Annotated in this window: 15 protein-coding genes; all 15 read right to left on the bottom strand. The window is 33.3% G+C overall.

Annotated elements, in window-relative coordinates; all coding sequences use genetic code 11:
- Nucleotides 1-102: 102 nt before the first annotated feature.
- Nucleotides 103-783 carry a hypothetical protein gene (locus RTY06_RS04805; RefSeq protein WP_312823217.1) on the bottom strand — a complete coding sequence of 227 codons (681 nt, stop codon included), beginning with the start codon at nucleotides 781-783 and terminating at the stop codon, nucleotides 103-105.
- A complete protein-coding gene (gene rfbD, locus RTY06_RS04800; RefSeq protein ID WP_312823215.1) occupies nucleotides 776-1,645 on the bottom strand; it encodes a dTDP-4-dehydrorhamnose reductase in 870 nt (289 codons plus the stop codon). Before rfbD ends, RTY06_RS04805 begins: the two co-directional genes overlap by 8 nt.
- A gap of 3 nt (nucleotides 1,646-1,648) precedes the next feature.
- Nucleotides 1,649-2,128 (bottom strand): acyl-CoA thioesterase, encoded by a 480-nt coding sequence (locus RTY06_RS04795; RefSeq protein ID WP_312823213.1) that lies wholly within the window; start codon nucleotides 2,126-2,128, stop codon nucleotides 1,649-1,651.
- A 63-nt stretch (nucleotides 2,129-2,191) separates the two neighbouring features.
- Entirely contained in the window at nucleotides 2,192-2,692 is a 501-nt protein-coding gene (locus tag RTY06_RS04790; RefSeq protein ID WP_312823212.1) for an OmpH family outer membrane protein, read from the bottom strand.
- Between the two features lie 34 nt (nucleotides 2,693-2,726).
- Nucleotides 2,727-3,371, bottom strand: coding sequence for an OmpH family outer membrane protein (locus RTY06_RS04785; protein WP_312823210.1), 645 nt, complete (start codon nucleotides 3,369-3,371; stop codon nucleotides 2,727-2,729).
- Between the two features lie 22 nt (nucleotides 3,372-3,393).
- Entirely contained in the window at nucleotides 3,394-5,928 is a 2,535-nt protein-coding gene (gene bamA / locus RTY06_RS04780) for an outer membrane protein assembly factor BamA (protein WP_312823208.1), read from the bottom strand.
- A gap of 32 nt (nucleotides 5,929-5,960) precedes the next feature.
- Entirely contained in the window at nucleotides 5,961-6,707 is a 747-nt protein-coding gene (locus RTY06_RS04775) for an isoprenyl transferase (protein ID WP_312823207.1), read from the bottom strand.
- Between the two features lie 5 nt (nucleotides 6,708-6,712).
- Nucleotides 6,713-7,510 (bottom strand): DUF6089 family protein, encoded by a 798-nt coding sequence (locus RTY06_RS04770; protein WP_312823206.1) that lies wholly within the window; start codon nucleotides 7,508-7,510, stop codon nucleotides 6,713-6,715.
- Nucleotides 7,511-7,691: 181 nt separating this feature from the next.
- Nucleotides 7,692-10,208 carry a polysaccharide biosynthesis tyrosine autokinase gene (locus RTY06_RS04765; protein WP_312823205.1) on the bottom strand — a complete coding sequence of 839 codons (2,517 nt, stop codon included), beginning with the start codon at nucleotides 10,206-10,208 and terminating at the stop codon, nucleotides 7,692-7,694.
- The gene (locus tag RTY06_RS04760; RefSeq protein WP_312823203.1) at nucleotides 10,208-11,086 is read right to left on the bottom strand and encodes a polysaccharide biosynthesis/export family protein; all 879 of its coding nucleotides are present in this window, start codon (nucleotides 11,084-11,086) and stop codon (nucleotides 10,208-10,210) included. The genes RTY06_RS04765 and RTY06_RS04760 overlap by 1 nt, the downstream gene beginning before the upstream one ends.
- Nucleotides 11,087-11,114: 28 nt before the next feature.
- Nucleotides 11,115-12,221 (bottom strand): MraY family glycosyltransferase, encoded by a 1,107-nt coding sequence (locus RTY06_RS04755; RefSeq protein ID WP_312823201.1) that lies wholly within the window; start codon nucleotides 12,219-12,221, stop codon nucleotides 11,115-11,117.
- 30 nt (nucleotides 12,222-12,251) lie between these two features.
- The gene (locus RTY06_RS04750; protein ID WP_312823199.1) at nucleotides 12,252-13,256 is read right to left on the bottom strand and encodes a glycosyltransferase family 2 protein; all 1,005 of its coding nucleotides are present in this window, start codon (nucleotides 13,254-13,256) and stop codon (nucleotides 12,252-12,254) included.
- A gap of 124 nt (nucleotides 13,257-13,380) precedes the next feature.
- Nucleotides 13,381-14,451 (bottom strand): formimidoylglutamase, encoded by a 1,071-nt coding sequence (locus RTY06_RS04745; RefSeq protein ID WP_312823198.1) that lies wholly within the window; start codon nucleotides 14,449-14,451, stop codon nucleotides 13,381-13,383.
- 296 nt (nucleotides 14,452-14,747) lie between these two features.
- The gene (locus RTY06_RS04740) at nucleotides 14,748-16,313 is read right to left on the bottom strand and encodes a hypothetical protein (RefSeq protein WP_312823197.1); all 1,566 of its coding nucleotides are present in this window, start codon (nucleotides 16,311-16,313) and stop codon (nucleotides 14,748-14,750) included.
- An 8-nt stretch (nucleotides 16,314-16,321) separates the two neighbouring features.
- The gene (locus tag RTY06_RS04735; RefSeq protein WP_312823195.1) at nucleotides 16,322-17,449 is read right to left on the bottom strand and encodes an EpsG family protein; all 1,128 of its coding nucleotides are present in this window, start codon (nucleotides 17,447-17,449) and stop codon (nucleotides 16,322-16,324) included.
- Nucleotides 17,450-17,502 lie beyond the last annotated feature (53 nt).

Genomic DNA, 17,502 nt, shown 5'->3' with positions numbered 1-17,502 from the left:
CTGTAAATCAATTACAATTAGCCGGGTTCTTAAATCTTCTTGTATAAAGTTAATCAATTTAATTATGAAAATAAGCATCTTAGGTATGACAACTTATTAACATTAATCCTTTTTTTGTTCTGAATAGATTGTAGTCAAAAACATACCAAACGATTTTTCCAGACCAGTAATATCGCCAGATTTCACATTCACTCCTCCGTAGATACTATCATTACTACGAATTTTGAAATCTGTCAAAGAAAGGTACAAAGATGGTTGTCCAGATTTTGCTGACAATTTTACCGTTGAGCCTAAAAATTTTCTAGTTGAGACTGACATAACTTCACTTTCGCTTAAGTTCAGTTTAATGAAACTTCTGGGTTGTAATTCTGTAGTTTTATTATTGATATTGATTTTCTGTTTTTTTTCTGAAGATGAAATCAAATAAGCAACATTTTCTTCAGTCGGAATATCATCAATATTAGTATAATATAAATTGAGAATGTAATAAGACGGATTGAAATTCTGAATCGTTCCGTCTATATTTTCAATCGGTTTTAGATTAAATGAATTAGCACCAACTTGTTTTGCTTTTTTATAAACATCTCCAAAAATGGTTACATCATCATTAGAATAAGCATTCACAAGAATTTCACCTAAGAATTCTGATTTCGAAGGTTCATTAATCTTGTAAAAAAACTTGTCTTTGTTTTCATTGGTTTTCTCTACCTTATTAAGAGTAACAACCTGAAGGTAAAAGAATTGAAAACAAAAAACACTGATTAAAAATAATAATTTACGCATTCGTTAATTTTAAAATTTCTACACAATCCTGCAGACTGTTTTCCCAATGTTTCAATTCAATATGATAATCTTTTTCAATTTTGTCAAGAGCCATTGTACTTCTCTTCGGACGTTTTGCTGGTGTAGGAAATTCTGCAGTTGTGATAGACTTTAATAAAACGGAAGAATCTGAAAATTCTTTTATTTTACTCGCAAAATCAAACCAAGTTGTTTCTGGATAGTTAGAGAAATGGTAGATTCCGAAAGTCTTATTTTTAGCTTCGATAATATCCATAATAGCTTCTGCCAAATCATTAGCATTGGTTGGCTGACCGAATTGATCACCTACAATTCCTAATTCGTCCTTAATACTGAACAAATGAAGCATTGTTTTTACAAAGTTCTTATTAAATTCTGAATACAACCAAGACGTCCTAAGAATTACCGTTTCTGGATTATGTTCCAAAGCTAGTTCTTCACCTTTCCGTTTTGAAGCTCCATAAACACCAATTGGATCTGTAAAGTCGTCTTCGGAATAGCTAAGATTGGTTTCTCCATCGAAAACATAATCTGTTGAAACGTGAATTAGAATAGCATTGTTTTCTTTGCAAACTTCTGCCAAATCTGCAACACCATAAGCATTGATTGCAAAAGCTTTTTCTTCTTCTTTTTCCGCCAAATCTACAGCCGTATAAGCTGATGCATTGATGACAAAATCTGGCTGATATTCATCAAATTCTTTCTCGATCTGAGCTTTATTTGTAATATTAAGAACATCTGATCCTGTAAAATTGAAATCGTATTGATTGTGATATTTTGGTGCTAATTTTTGAAGGCAATGTCCTAATTGGCCGTTTCCGCCAACAACTAAAATTCTTTGCATGATTTATTTGATTTTATTTTGGCTTCTTAAAAAAGCGACTCTTTCTTTGAATGTTTTATGATCGATATCAACCAAAAACTTTGAGAATTTTTCTAAGCTTTCATCAGACATCATCTCAGCTCTTCTGGTTTTCATGTTGAAGTAAATCACAGTTAACCAGAAAACGGCATGAACGATCCCATTTTCATCTTTCATTACTAATTCTACAACGGATGTCATATTATTTACAGCAATCGTTTTACTGGTAATTTCAACTGTAGAATTATATCTCACTTCTTTCAGATAAGCAATTTCATTTTGGATGGTAACCCAGGTGCAACCAGTTTCTCTTGTATATTGCTCATAGGTAAATCCGTAATTCTGCTCCACGTGATCTTCTCTCGCATTGAGCATATACTCCAGATATTTTACATTGTTGAGATGTCCGATTGGGTCGCAATCTGCAAAACGGATTTTTACAGTAGATGAAAATTCTTTTTCCATAATACAAAAATAGAAAAACCGCTCCGTAAAAAGAGCGGTTTTCATTATTTTATTGTCTTAAAATTAAAGACCTAATTCTTTCTTAACAGCTGGTGTTGCATCAGTTCCTGCTTTGTACACTAAAGCTGTACTAGAAGCATCGAATACGAATTCGTAACCTGCAGCTTTTGAAACTTTAGAAATAGCATCATTGATTTTTTTCTCAATTGGTGCTAGACCTGCATCTCTTTTTTCAGCAATATCTTTTTGAGCAGCAGCATAAAGTTGCTGAAGATTGTCCTGTAGTTTTTGAACTTCTTGACTTCTTGTCTCGTTTATAGCTTGAGTTTGTGTAGCTGCTTCTTTTTGATATTTCGCCATCAAATCTTGAAGAGATTTCCCTTGTTTTTCTAATTCTCCTTGTTTTGAAGTTTGCAAAGCTTGTAATTGAGCATCAAGAGCCTTCATCTCTGGCATTGATGTAAAGATAGAATTGATATCAACAGAAGCTATTTTTTGAGCTTGTGCAAATCCAGTTGCAAAAACCATTACAACGGCTACTAATAATACATTTAGTTTGTTCATTTTAAAAAGTTATGTTTATAATTTATATTTAATTTTATTCTGCTTTCATTTGAGTTACAGTAGCAGACTTTGCTTTTCTTTGCAATGACCCTCCTTTTTTCGCATCGGATGATGATCCTCTGCTATTAACACCAGGTCGCGCATTATTTTCTGTTTCTTCTACTTTTGGAAGCGTTTTCCCCAAGAGATTAAGAACAGCTTCTGTGTAGTCATATTTTTTATCTAAAAAGATTACACTGATGTTGTTGCTTTTATCAAGAACTATGCCCAGATTATTTTTGGTAGAAACAGTCTTGATGGCATTCCAAATCTGATCTTGATATGGTTTTGTAAGATTTGACCTCAATTGGTTAATCTCACCGTTTGTCCCAAATCTTCCACCAATTGTGTTTCGGATATTGGCTTCCATATCAGTTACTTCTTTTTCTCTTAACTTTAATTGATCGCCTAAAAGTAGTACTTTTTCGTTTTCAAAAGCTTCTCTTTTTCTTTCATATTCCGCCTGCAATCTTTGGAGATCTGATTGCCATTGAGAAACCTGTGTATTAAGCCTAGCTTCGGCCTCTTTGTATTGAGGTAACTTGCTCAAAACATAGTTGGTGTCTACAACGCCAATTTTTTGTGCAGAAAGTTGTGTCGCGGTAAAAAGAATTGTAACAATTAAAGCTATTTTTTTCATCGTATAAAAATAAAAAATTATTTTATAATGGTTGATTCATCAAGAAGTGCTGTTGCCATCCTGAAGGTTCTGAACTTCCTAGAGTTTTATCAAATCCATAAGCAAAATCAAATCCGATTAACCCGAATGCTGACATCGATACTCTAATACCAAGACCAGCAGATCTTTTCAATTTAAATGGATTATATGTTCCATAACTATTCCAAGCGTTACCAGCTTCCACAAATGACAAAACAAATATTTTTGCTGTTTGATTCATCGAAATTGGATATCTAAGCTCTGCCGAGAATCTGTTATAAATTGTCGCACCTCCATACGGCGTAATATCATAAGTAGATGATGAACTGAAACCTGTAGATGAAGCATTCTCATAACCTCTTAATGGAACTAATTCTCTACCATCAAAACGACCGTTGAATAACCCAACACCTCCAACATAATATCTCTCAAATGGCGGTGGCCCTAGTTCTTTGCTATAGCCATTCAGGAAGCCCATTTCACCTGTTGTTCTAAGAACTAATTTACCTATAACCTCATTATAGAAATCAGCTTTTAATTTCACTTTGTAGAACTCCATCCATTTGTATTTATCTAGAGTACTCATTGTAGAATAGTCTTTGTTGCTAAACCAAGAATATGGTGGTGTAAATTTCAAAGAGGCTTCTATATTGGAACCATAGGTTGGAAAAACTGGATCCAATCCTGCAGAACTTCTACTCAAACCAATATTGAAACTGAATGATTTTGTACTACCATTATATTCTAGCGCATCACCAAAGTAGAATGGATAATTGCTAAAGTCATAACTCTGATACTGAATACCTGTGTAAAGAGAGAAATAATCATCTGGCCATCTCAATGATCTTGTCAACCCTACACTCGCAGAGAAGATATTCATCTTTTGATCACCTGTTGAAAGTGAATAATTCACTTTAGAGTAATTCAGTCCAACACTTAGAGATGTCGGTCTAGTTCCGAAAACCCAAGGTTCTGTAAATGAGACACCATAATTCGTAAAGTATTGTCCAGCTTGTGCCTGAAGTGACAATGTTTGCCCATCACCTTGAGGAACAGGTTTGAAATCTTTAAATTTCAAAAAATTCTTCAAAGAGAAGTTATTAAACGTCAACCCAAGTGTTCCAATAAAAGATCCACCACCGTAACCAGCTTGTAACTGTACTTGTGAAGATCCTTTTTCTACAAGCGTCCAGTGCATATTAACTGTATTGTCTTGTGGATTTGGCTTCACATCTGTACCAATCTGCTGTGGATCAAAGAACTGCATCCCAGCCAATTCAAAATAAGTTCTTTTGATATCTGATTTTGCAAATAATGCTCCTGGTTTTGTTCTAAGTGCTCTTAAGATTACGTGATCATGAGTGGTAACGTTACCAGACCAACTTACACGGTTCCAAGTTGCTTTTTCCCCTTCATTGATTCTAATCTCTAAATTAATAGAATCACCTTTGATAGATTTTTCTATCGGTGTTACATTAGAAAAAAGGAATCCATTATTCATATAGATGGACTTGATATCAGAATCATCTTCTTTACCTCCATCTTCTCCAACTTTTTTGTTGAATCCTACAGCATCATAGATATCACCCGTTTTATATCCTAAAACTCTTTGTAAAAACTCTGTTGTAAATGTTGTATTACCAATGAAGTTGATGTCTCCGATATAATACTTTTTACCTTCGTTAAGTTTTACATTAATGTTATATCCTTTCTCATTTCTTGTAACAGAATCAGAAACAATAGTCGCATCACGGAAGCCCAAAGAGTTGTAGTAACTAATCAAGTTTTTCTTGTCTTCATCATACTTGTCTTGAACAAACTTAGAAGACTTCAAGATTCCAAGAATGAATCTTTTCTGCTTTGTATCTTTGAAACCTTTTTTTCTAAGTTTTGCATCGGAGATACTCGTATTTCCATCAAACTCGATTTTATCGATTTTAACTTTCTTACCTTTTGAAACTTCTATTGTCCAGTCTACCAAGTTGGCATCACCTCCGTTAGCTTTTTCCTGTATAGAAATTTTGGCATCAGCAAATCCTTTTGCAATATATTCCTGTGGAATTTTGTTTTGCAAATTAGAAACTAGATTATTATTAATCTTTGTACCAGGCTTCAAATTGTTCTCCTTGATGAGTTTTTCATTTTTGGATTTTCCAATTCCTTTACCTGTAAATTTAACTTCTCCTAATTCTTTAAGATCTTGTAACGAGAATTGAAGAACAACGTTTTGCCCTTCCACATCCTGGATATAGACCTCAACCTTAGAAAAAGATTGGGTTTCCCAAAGTTTTTTGATAGCGTTGCTAACTCGTTGCCCGGGAATTTCTAACTTCTCTCCTTTCACTAGACCTGTGAAACGCAAAATCTGAGCTGGCGTGTATCTTTTGACACCGTCTACGACGATATCTTTCAGAACATATTCTTGATTTTGGTTTGCAGCAAGTTCTGTGTTTTCTGCATCGTTACCCTGTGGAACAACTTGAGCGTGGAAATATGCGGAAGCTGTTAACATAATAATGGGTATAATTCTTAATCTCATTCTTATTGAAGTTGTTCTCTTTTCTAAATATATTATGAAAGAAGCTGTTCGCTTGTCTTTCCGTATCTTCTTTCTTTGTTTTGATAATCTAAAATGCATTGAAAAAACGTATCCTTTGTAAAATCTGGCCAAAGTACGTCTAAAAACTGAAGTTCTGCATAAGCAATCTGCCAAAGCAGAAAATTACTAATTCTGACTTCTCCACTGGTTCTAATCATTAGATCGACTGTTGGAAAATCTTTGGTATAAAGATGATTTTCAAAGCATTTTTCATCAATATCATCTGTATCTATTTTTCCTTCTTTTACTTCTTGGCTGATTTCTTTTACGGCTTTCAAAATTTCTTTTTGTGATCCATAATTAAGTGCAAGAATCAAGTTACCATTTTTATTATCTTTTGTAAGTTCTATTACATTTAGTAATTGGTCTCTTACCAATTCTGGCAATTGATTAACATCACCTACAACATGCATCCTCAATCCTTTTGAAAATATCTCTTCCGCTTCCAGCAATAATGTTTCTGAAAGAAGATTCATCAGCGTATCTACTTCTTCTTTTGGTCTGTTCCAGTTTTCTGATGAAAAAGTGTAAAGTGTGAGGTAAGGGATATGGATCTCGTTACACGCATTGATAACATTACGAACAGCATTAATGGCATTCTTATGTCCATAAGTTCGCTCTTCTCCTCTAGATTTTGCCCACCGTCCATTACCATCCATGATAACAGCAACATGTTGGGGTAAGTTGTCTTTATTTATAAGTTTCTTCAAATCGTCCATAAGTATTATTTACAATAGCAAGGCGGTCTTCCAAATGAATAAGACAAAATAAGTGTAGCAGAGTTAACCCAATCTTTTGAATTTGGATTCCCTATATTTCTTTGCTGGATAAAACCTTGAACAATAGCTGCTGTTTGACTCTCATCTAGGTTAGTACTAATTACTGTAACATCTTTTTCTTCTAAGAAACTATAATCTACTTGATCCGAGAAAGTAGGTCTAAATGTAAACTCACCGGAAAGTGCCCAGTTGTAATTAAATTTATATTTTAATCCTACCCCAAATGGTATTGCCATCGTAAAACTTTTGTTTTGTTTGTAACTCACTTCTACATCTGTCGCAGAATTGATCGTAAGTTCTGGCTTTGAAGCGTTCATGTACATTCCCGAAACACCTCCAAAAATGTAAGGGCTTAGCATACTTACCTGCTCATCATTGACTGGTAGAAAGTTGTACTCGAAAAGTAAATCTGCGGAAAATATAGAGTTTGTACCATGCAATTTCCTCATTCTTCTGTAGTTTTCTTTTGCAACACGATCGTCAAACTGGATATGGTTATATCCTAGATTAAGCCTAACGGTTTGATACGGATTGAAATTCATCCTATAAAGCAATCCCCCGTAAAACGGCAAGCCATTTTCTGAAATATTTCGTGAGGGTTTTTGCAAAATATAATTGGGTTTTCCAATATCGCCCACCAAATTACTAACACCTAATTGTACCCCAATCTCATGCCTTTGCGCATTAGCAAAACTGAGAATAAAAAATATTGCGACAAGGGTATAAGTTAGTTTTTTCTTCATTTTCAAGATACTGGGGCGTCTTTTATTAAAAAATTTGGTGCAAATATAAAACATTTTTAGTTTAAGAAACTTCTTAATGATAAGTTAAATAAGGTCAAAAAAATATAATTTCTTGTTATAAAAACGAACATATCCGCAAAATATTCTACAAAAAACCAATAAAACACCTTTGTAACCGCTTTTAATTTCTGTTAAAAAACATTTTCAACTTGTTTCTAATTTTAATAATTGTGGGTTCTTTATAGTTTTTGTCCTCGTCAAAATAGCCGTAACCATAGCCATAGCCGTAACCATAACCGTAGCCGTATCCAAAACCATAGCCGTAGCCATAACCTTGCTTCACAAAAAAATCATTATAAACCAAACCTAAGTTTGAAATTTCCTTATTAAAATATTTCTCACTAATCATTCTCAGCATATGCTTCTCCGTATATTCGTGACGAACGACATAAATTGTTGTATCAGCTTTTTTAATTAGTTCAAATGAATCCGCTACCAATCCCACCGGAGGCGAATCAATAATAACATACTCATAGATGTCTTTTAACCTATCTATGAATTTCATATTATGATCACTCATCAATAACTCTGATGGATTAGGAGGAATTGGCCCGGAAGTAATAACATCCAACCCCGGGATACTAGTATGATTAATGATATCCTCTAATTCTACTTGTCCTGTAAGATAATTAGAAATTCCATTTTTATTATTAATTTTAAAATCTCCAAAAATTTTCGGTTTTCTAAGATCCATCCCTAGCAGAACGGCTTTTTTCCCACTAAGACCTAAAACTGAAGCTATATTAATGGAAACATAAGTTTTTCCTTCTCCACTAATGGATGATGTTATAAGGATAACTTTACTTTTTTGCTCCTCATCAAATAAAAACCGTAAGTTAGCCCTAACCGCCCTAAAAGCTTCTGATATCGAAGACTTTGGCTCTTCCAACACCGTCAGGTTATTGTCGTTATTATTATGTCCAATAACACCAAGGAGAGGTATCCTAGTTGCGGACAGCAACTCTTTAAGATTCCTTATTTTGTTATCTAATAACTCCCCTAATACTAAAAACAAAAGTGGAATAAACAAGAGACCTCCTATAATTTGAATTTTAGTCGCATTAACGTCTGGAGCAATTGGTCCCTGACCAAGATTTTTTGCTTTGTCTATAACATTCAGATTACTTTGATTGGTTGCTACTCTCATCTGGGATTTTGCTTGTTCAGACAAGAGTGTATTGTAGGTACTTTCTATAATGTCATATCCTCTCTGGGCATCCAAGAACAAACGTTGCTTCTCTGGAAGGGTAATCAGCTCTTCATCAATTTTGGCAATGTTAGTATTCAAATCAGTTAATCTATCGTAATAACCCTGAAAATATTTTTTCAATCCGTCTTGCGAAGTATATTTAGCCTCGTTTATCAATCGGTTTATTTCGCGCATTGGTTCGGAATTAGGCGTATATACTTGTGCCAATTCTCTACGTTTTGCGTACAATTGTTTTAATTCTGATACAGAAGCATTAAAAGTTCCATCCTCTATTCCCGCTAAATTTAAACTAATAATTTTCTCAATATTATTGGTTCCAACAGAATTTCTAATTTCATTTAACGAATTAATTTTTATTGTCAATTCTGCCTTCTGAGTTTCTAAATCTGTGAGCTTTTGTAAGGTTTTAGAATCGATATTAGCCATATCGAATAGGCGATTATTGATTTTCAGGTTATTGAGTACAACACCACTAGAGTCTAGTTTTTTTCTGATGGTGGTAAGATTCTCACTAAGATATTCTACGGTATTTTGATCAACCGTATTTTGATCTAGCAATCTTTTTTTTATCAATTCTTGTACAGAGCTATTTAGAAAATTAACTGTTCCATTAAGATTATATCCAGATTTACTAATAACCATAATAGAGGTCAATTCCTTGTCAAAATCTACAGAAAGAGTTCCTATAATACTATTCACAGCCTGATTCACAGGTATCAAAGTCACCATTATGTTTTCCAACCCCAAATTACTAGGTGTTGGATTAGGTACTAATTTAAATTTCAGATTAGGCGTTTCATACCATTCATTAACTTTTATAACTTTTGGATTTGGTCTGGAATAAGAAGCAACTGTTTCTATTGACTCTGTCTTATAATTGTAAAGATTTCTCGATAAACCTTCTTCCGGCAAGGTAATTTCATAACGATCTTTTCCCTTAGGAATAATATTGATTGGGAAATTAACTTGCTGTAAATGGTCCTCATCTATTTCAAGAAAAACTGGACTATCTTCCTCGTCAAGATAGGTTGTTTTTATAAGACCTTTGGTAGTATAATTCGTATTAAGATTTAGCTTTTTTACTAGATATTCATTATGACTTCTAGATAGTAATATTTTTTTCAGATAGATACCATCTTGGTTTCCGCCTTGACCCCAAATAAAATTAATGGATTGATTGGGCGTAAAATAGCTCGCTGTGTTATTGGATATACTTAATGAAAGACTAGAAGAATATATCCTTTGGGCATAGTACTTGCTATAGACATATGAAATGCAATACCCTAAAAAGCCCAAAATCACAAACCAATACCAGTTACGAAGAACTCTTTGCACAAAATGAAGCGGATCAAACAAATTGAATGAACCCATTTTTTCAGCAACTTGAGCCGTGTCTTGCGTACTTTTTCCGTTTTTATCAGGAATCATTATAAATTATTAATTAATAAATAAATAGACAAAGCTGTTGTAATAAGAGATACACCTGTTGTTAAAGTCTGAACCGGCTCTTTTCCAAATCCATTGATGCTCTTACCATTAGTATTCAGATAGATAATATCTCCATTTTGTAACCAATAGTAAGGTGAGTTCATAGCATCTTCTCGTGTAAGATCCAATTTTGCAGTCTTGATACCTTCCGGATATTTTCTATGAATGGTAACACTTTTTCTATCTACTGTACGGTTTAATCCACCGTTCATCGCAAGAGCTTGCATAATGTTGAGCTGGGTAACATAAGCTGTTTTTTCACCTGTCACACCAATCGTTTCCATATCTCCTAATATATAATATCTAATTCCGTCCAAGTTAAGTCTAACTTCGGACTTTCCTTGTAAAAAATTCTCGTTAACACGCATTTGTATCTCTTTGGTCATATCCTCCACGGTACGTCCCTCTGCCTTGACATATCCAATTCCAAAAATATTAACATCTCCATTAGAATCCACCTTCAAACCATTAAAATAAAATGTAGCATTACCTCCTGTTCCATTTCCTCCCTGAGCTCCCCCTGCTTGAGCTCCACCCATTACGTTTTGTTGAGTAGTTGCTCCACCACCTAATGACGAAGTATTAAGAGAAGAATAAAATTGAGCGGCATCCCCTTTAGGAGTTGTAACAACATTAAGGGTTAGGATATCACCTTTTGTAACTCTATATTCTGGAACATTATAAGGAACCAATCCCTCTTCATTAATAGTAAGACTCTCACTAGGTTGTAGATAACGAATATCTTTCTTTGTAACACAAGATGACAAACCCAATAGAATGAGTAATAAAAATATATTAAATAAATATCGATTCTTCATGAATGTTTTTTTCAACAATATAACAATTTTAATCTTTTTTGAATTTCCGTAACAATATTGGCAAATAAGCCCCTAAAAAACCTAAAATCATAATAAAAACTAATAATTGATTAATATCAAAATGCCTTAGAAAATAAGCCACAGTGACAATTAATAAAAAGTAAGCTATGATATAAGCCGTTGAACGTTTATGGGTTAGCCCAAGGTTAAGTAATTTATGATGGATATGATTTTTATCTGGAGATAAAATCGACTTTTTATGATAAATCCTTGTTATAATAACAGTAAGTGTATCAATAATTGGTAAAATCAAGATTGCAACTGCTATAACAGGAGCAGATTGCAAATGATAAAAAACGTCATCTCTTTTTGCAATAAAAATTTCTATAAATGAAATCCCTGTAAAAGCTAGTAAAAATCCTAAAATCATAGACCCAGTATCTCCCATAAAGATTTTTGAGCTTCTTTTATTAGACAAGTTATAAATTAGAAAACCTAAAGATGCCGCTATAATAATAGCACACAGAATAACAAGGGGATCATTATGATTACCCAATCTAAAAAAACTAACCCCAAATAATGCACTTGTAACTACAGAGTAACTACCTGCAAGCCCATCAATCCCATCAATTAAATTAAAAGCATTAATAAGAATTATAAATGTAAGAATACTGAACAAAATACTCACATAATAATTAATTTCATAAACACCAAACAATCCAAAAAGATTTCTAATACGAACATCAGAACCTATAACCAACAATGAAGAAACTAGAATCTGAGCCAAAAGCTTTTTATAAGCTCTTAGAACCATAATATCATCCATTACGCCAACAAAAAACAAGATTATGAATGAGGCAAACAGAAACTTATAGCGGTCGAATAATTCGTATGCAAATATGGGAGCACAGACGCCTAAAGAAAAGAATATCGCAATACCTCCAAGATTTGGAATTTTCCTAAGATGTGAACTTCTAGCTCCAGGCTCATCCATCAGATTTTTTCTTCTGGATATTTTTATAATTGTAGGTATTGCTAAGTACGTTATCAAAAAAGAAAAGAAAAAACCTAGCAACAGCTTAAAATAAAAAAAAGAGATTCCGGTACTTTCTATAAAAGTTTCGAAATTATTCATTCTGTGTTTTTAGCTTATATTGTTATTTTTTCATGTCAATATCCTGACAATCTTCCTAAATCTTAACAAACTTAGGATGTAATAAATTTTTTTTCTTGTAGACAAAGATAATAGATAATTCTTACCAAACCGCTTATATTGGAATATATCTTTAGTCTTTAGACCGTTAGTTTCAATAAAGTTATCCATTTTTTTCGACATATTGTAAAAATCAGTCTCTTCTTTTACAAATGCCAGATAGGCCAAAAAGGTATAAACACCTTCCAAAATTTGAAAATCCTTCAAAGCTTTTTTTTGATTTGAAAATCTGCTTTGGTTAAATTTTTCACTTACAGTTTTCACAGCGTTCAAAATATCAAGACCTTTTGTTGTATGAGTTTTACTAATAGAATCCTGCCTTTCCAGATATTGATAATGATAATTAGCTGTAAATGCTAAGGTTTCGCACTCAAGCAACAACTGCGGAATCAGTTCAATATCTTCAAAATGAATTCCTTTTTTGAATCTTTTATTTTGAAATAATTCTTTCTTAAATAATTTATTACAAGCGAAATAAGAAATATCAGAAAAAACCGAAAGATTGTTTTCGAGTATAATTTTCTCGGGAAAATTGGGAAGCTGAGTCAGTTTCTGAGTCACTTTTCCATTTTCATCAACTTTTTGAAGATTACAAATCGCCATTTGAGCATTGTGTTTTTCAGCCAGATTGTACATCTCTTCAAACATCGTTGCGGAAACATAGTCGTCGCTGTCAACGAAACCGAGATATTGACCTTTTGCTCTATCAATTCCGAAATTTCTGGCATCGCTCAGACCTCCATTTTCTTTGATGAAACCAAAAATTTTGTTTGGATATTCCTGTTGAAACTTTTCAATAATCTGTTGAGATTGGTCTTTACTTCCGTCATTCACAACAAGGATTTCGATGTCTTGTAGCGTTTGATTGACTAATGACAACAAGCATTTTTCCAGATATAACTCAACATTATAAACAGGAACAATGATTGAAACTTTAATGTCAGAAATTGGAGTCATTTCTATTTTGAATTTTTAACAACATAGGCACATAGTTTTTTGAAAAACTTAAGGACAAATAGATTTTGATAAGCCTATTTTTACTTTTTAAAATATTATTTGTTATGTGTCTATGTGGTTTTTATTAATTTCTTGTAAATCTAGGACTTAGAAAACCTCGCTTCGCTTCATCAAAATCAGAGCGAGAACAAGGGATACAATTATCAATATTCTCATCCTCTCCAAAATACCAAAGATTGCTGAAAACTTCTCTCTTAAAAGCATATTGAGAATCATTAATCAAAACATAAAAAGTCTCGTAAGATTTCTCTTTCGGATGCGATTTTTGAATATTAATTCCTTCTATCAAATACCAAATCATCTGCGCCAAAAGCTGATGATTGAGCTGAGAATCAGAATAGATATTGTAATTGAAAATCCCAACAGATTTCAGTTTTTCACTCAAACCGATTTCTTTCATATAAGCGCAAATTTCTCTTCTATTCAATCCATTCACTTGTGGATTCATAGAAAAAGCTTCGGCAAAACTTTCAACTGCATCACAATTAATGGTTACCAAATCTGCTTTTCGGAAATACGGTTCGGTTTTTTCGGTAGAATTCATCATTTCTGCCAATCTGATAATATCAAACTGAACTTCTTTGATGAGTTTCACAGAATCCATTTCGTTCAAATGTTTCTGATAGCCAAGATGATGGTAATTTTTGATGGAGAAATTTTTGGAACCTAATATTTTGCTCAGGAAATTCGATTCGTGGATTTCTTCTTCCTGTTTCAACGAAACAACATTGCTGATTTGAGTATAATTGATGTCCTGCTGATGAAAATTAAGCGCAGAAAACAATGAAAAAGCAAAATCATTGCTTCCGCCAACAATCACGGGAATCGCTCCTTTATAATGACAAGCTGAGAGAACTTCCTGCAAAATATAATGCGAATCTTGTGGTGTTCTTCCAGAAACCAAATCTCCTAAATCCACAATAGGAATCTCAAAATCGAGTTGAGACAATTTATAAAACTCTTTTCTGATTCTTGTAAAATCTTGACTTTCTGCATCTCCGTCGGCGCCTCTGTAATCTGAAACAAAAAGCAGAACAATGCTGTCTTCTTTGATTTCATTAATGATTTTATCTCCGATTTGCCATTTCTCGGTTCGGATTTTTTTGGGTGCAATGATAAAGTCTTCGAATTCCATAATCTATTTTTTTATCGCAAAGGCGGAAAGTCTTACTATTCTTAATTTTTCTAAGAGCCTTTTCAAAGTTATATCTTTCACAACCACATAGACACATAGTTTTATTGAAAATAAAAAAAAATAGTAAATATTGTACTCCTATTTTTCCTCTTGAAAGTGAGGTTTTCTATGTGACTATGTGGTTTTAACTGATTTTTAACCAAGCTCTAAATCGCAAAAATCAACTTCCGTTTTTATTAAACTTTGCGACTTTATTTCTATAATATTATTAAAATCTTGCGACTCTGCGTATCAATTTATTTTACAATTTTTACAATAACATCTTTTGGCGTTTCCTTAGAAAATTGAATCAGTTGATTCTTAAGTCTAAGCGTATTTTCTTTCTGCACAGCATAAAAAGAAACCGTAGTTCCTCCACATATGTAATTATTCTGAATCGTCAGCGTTCCAACTTTGGTAAAATAATCTGGCATTTTTACCCATTCATCAAAAACCAAAGCCACATCAAACATTTCATTTTTTGCAGTTTCAGCAACATAATCCTGAAGTTTTTTATTGTCCAGAAACTTCCCGTGATCGTCCTTCCTCAATTTTGCCACTTCGATACTTCCCAAACCGTAAGTATCCAAAAGATGAATGTTATTAAAATAGGTAATTGCACCGATATCATTGGCAACAACTCTCGCGTTTCTGTAATATTGATGAAGAAAATCCGCCAACTGAATCTGCTGGTCAAAGATATTTTTGGAAGCAATTTTCTGTTGTTTCAATGTTGTTCCAAATCTCATATAAAGTGTAATCAATAAAAGGAAAACGGTTCCGAATTTTAGAATTTTGTTAGTAGCATCTTTCTGAAAAACCTCATCAACGAAAGGAATAATCGCAAACAAAATCACGACAACCAAATAAGATTCATATCTAATCAACCAACCAAAATTGGCAAACAACAGATGAACCACAAATCCACAGAACACTACAAACGGAACAGCGTTTTTGGGAAGTTGGAGTGTTTGAGAGTTTGAGGGCTTGAGCGTTCGAGAATTTTTGAAAATCTGAATCAATAAAATTAAAATCAATATCAAAACAGAAATCCCACGATAAGCATTTCCCGCCACTCTTGTCAAGAATCCGACAATTCCGTCATTGGTATTTCCTTTTAGAATTAAAGAATTTGGAAGGAAAAATGAGCCGTGTTCAATAGAAATCCATCCATAAACTAAAACAGGAGTGATTGCAAAAAGTCCTAAAGCAATGCTGATAACATAATCTTTCTTAGCAAAGAAAAGATAAACACAAATAAAGAAGATAAAAAACAAACTTTCATATCGAAAACCTACTGCGATAATTGAAAACAAAGCGAGATTCGAGAAATTTCTTGGGGCTTTATCTTCAAGATATTTTTGAAATGCGAGCAAAACCAAAATCATCGCCAATGTATGGAAAACGTGCTCCATTCCTGTCATAATCATCAGATGCAAAGGCATTAATAAAACGACAGATGATAGTATGATGATATAAGTTGATTGGGAAAATTGTTTGAGATAGCGATGAAAAATTAATATTAATCCAATTCCTGCAACACTATTAGCAATCAAAGGAATGTATTCCCAGTTTCCAAAAACCTTAATCAAAATCGCTAACAAAAATGTGAATAGCGGAGAAGATGTGGTGGAAGAAAATTCATACTGTGTGATTCCCCAAGTTTGAAATTCCGCAAAATTCTTCGCCATAGAAAGGTGAATGTAAGCATCATCCAAAGGATAAATATATTGTCCCGCGAAATCTACAACCACTTGGATATTGTAGAAAATCAACAATCCAAGAATTAGAAATACTATTAAAAGTGTTACGTTTTTTTTCATCAATAGAATTAATTATTCCAAAGGAAATTTTGATAAGTTTCTGGTGTAAATCTCCCTGCCACACCTTGATATCTTACAAAGACAAAGTAATAAAATATCATAAAAACCACAAAAAACAAATGCAACATTCTTTTGGTAGCATTGCTGTTCATAGAATAAATAATATTTGGAATAACCAAAGGTGCAAAGCTCATATAACCACCTACTAGTCTTGTAGAAAACACCGGATTATCTCTCATAATAAAGTATAAGCATACTCCAAAAACCATGATATTGCGCATATACTCATAGTAATAGACTTTTTCGCAAGCAGATTTATCGAAGGCTATCAGCATATAGGCATAAACCAGCATTAGACCATCCATAAAGCTAGACGACTTGGCTTCGAAGTTGATATATCCGTTGAAACCATTAGATACGTCTTGGACATTCAGACTATTCAAAAAACCAGAAAACAAGTTATATACTTGGAATGGCGATAAAATAACACAAGCTATGATGGCGTAGAATATCTTGGTAGAGTTCATAGGAATCACCGCCAACCAATAAGCTGGCAAGAAAACCACACTAGATTTATGAAACCCGAAGGCTATATACAGACAAAGCAAGTACCACCAGACTTTTCTTTCTTTGATAAATTTGAAAGATATCAGACAAAAAACCATCCCCAGAGCTTGTCTCATATGTCCGCTATCGGCAATAAAATACGCCGGAATCATAAAGAGTAAAATCGAAAAGACAGGAAAAGCAGAGTTCTTGTAATAACTAAATAGCTTGAGAGAGATGGTGATAATTGCACTCACCAAAGTAAAAATCTGGAAAGGCAAACCTGTGGAATAAACCATTTTATTCAGAAAGACGTACATCCATTCTATATCCAGATCGGTTTTCCGGAAAAGCATTTTATCTAGAAGTTGCGAGTAATCTATCGTTGGAAAAAACTCCGCATACATCCCCCGATAAATAGGATAATCTGCTCCTACAAAATTACGAAGCCCAACAATGATAATCATATAAGCGCCTACTGCAAAAAGTATTGCTTTAGGACCGCGCTCATCATTCCCGTTAACTTCTATAAAGCTATAAATAATGAGAAATACAAAAAGTATTGTAAAAACCGGGTGTAGAAAATTCATAGATTGTGGTGCATTGGCACTTTCACTACAAAAATAATTGTTTATTTATAAAA

It is taken from the genome of Epilithonimonas sp., assembly GCF_032055105.1.
Taxonomy (GTDB): Bacteria; Bacteroidota; Bacteroidia; order Flavobacteriales; family Weeksellaceae; genus Epilithonimonas.
This window is presented reverse-complemented; position numbering and strand designations above follow the sequence as displayed.

Excerpts from the sequence above, each read along its gene's own strand:
- RTY06_RS04805 (WP_312823217.1), bottom strand. The coding sequence starts at position 783 with ATGCGTAAATTATTATTTTTAATCAGTGTTTTTTGTTTTCAATTCTTT.
- rfbD (WP_312823215.1), bottom strand. The coding sequence starts at position 1,645 with ATGCAAAGAATTTTAGTTGTTGGCGGAAACGGCCAATTAGGACATTGC.
- RTY06_RS04795 (WP_312823213.1), bottom strand. The coding sequence starts at position 2,128 with ATGGAAAAAGAATTTTCATCTACTGTAAAAATCCGTTTTGCAGATTGC.
- RTY06_RS04790 (WP_312823212.1), bottom strand. The coding sequence starts at position 2,692 with ATGAACAAACTAAATGTATTATTAGTAGCCGTTGTAATGGTTTTTGCA.
- RTY06_RS04785 (WP_312823210.1), bottom strand. The coding sequence starts at position 3,371 with ATGAAAAAAATAGCTTTAATTGTTACAATTCTTTTTACCGCGACACAA.
- bamA (WP_312823208.1), bottom strand. The coding sequence starts at position 5,928 with ATGAGATTAAGAATTATACCCATTATTATGTTAACAGCTTCCGCATAT.
- RTY06_RS04775 (WP_312823207.1), bottom strand. The coding sequence starts at position 6,707 with ATGGACGATTTGAAGAAACTTATAAATAAAGACAACTTACCCCAACAT.
- RTY06_RS04770 (WP_312823206.1), bottom strand. The coding sequence starts at position 7,510 with ATGAAGAAAAAACTAACTTATACCCTTGTCGCAATATTTTTTATTCTC.
- RTY06_RS04765 (WP_312823205.1), bottom strand. The coding sequence starts at position 10,208 with ATGATTCCTGATAAAAACGGAAAAAGTACGCAAGACACGGCTCAAGTT.
- RTY06_RS04760 (WP_312823203.1), bottom strand. The coding sequence starts at position 11,086 with ATGAAGAATCGATATTTATTTAATATATTTTTATTACTCATTCTATTG.
- RTY06_RS04755 (WP_312823201.1), bottom strand. The coding sequence starts at position 12,221 with ATGAATAATTTCGAAACTTTTATAGAAAGTACCGGAATCTCTTTTTTT.
- RTY06_RS04750 (WP_312823199.1), bottom strand. The coding sequence starts at position 13,256 with ATGACTCCAATTTCTGACATTAAAGTTTCAATCATTGTTCCTGTTTAT.
- RTY06_RS04745 (WP_312823198.1), bottom strand. The coding sequence starts at position 14,451 with ATGGAATTCGAAGACTTTATCATTGCACCCAAAAAAATCCGAACCGAG.
- RTY06_RS04740 (WP_312823197.1), bottom strand. The coding sequence starts at position 16,313 with ATGAAAAAAAACGTAACACTTTTAATAGTATTTCTAATTCTTGGATTG.
- RTY06_RS04735 (WP_312823195.1), bottom strand. The coding sequence starts at position 17,449 with ATGAATTTTCTACACCCGGTTTTTACAATACTTTTTGTATTTCTCATT.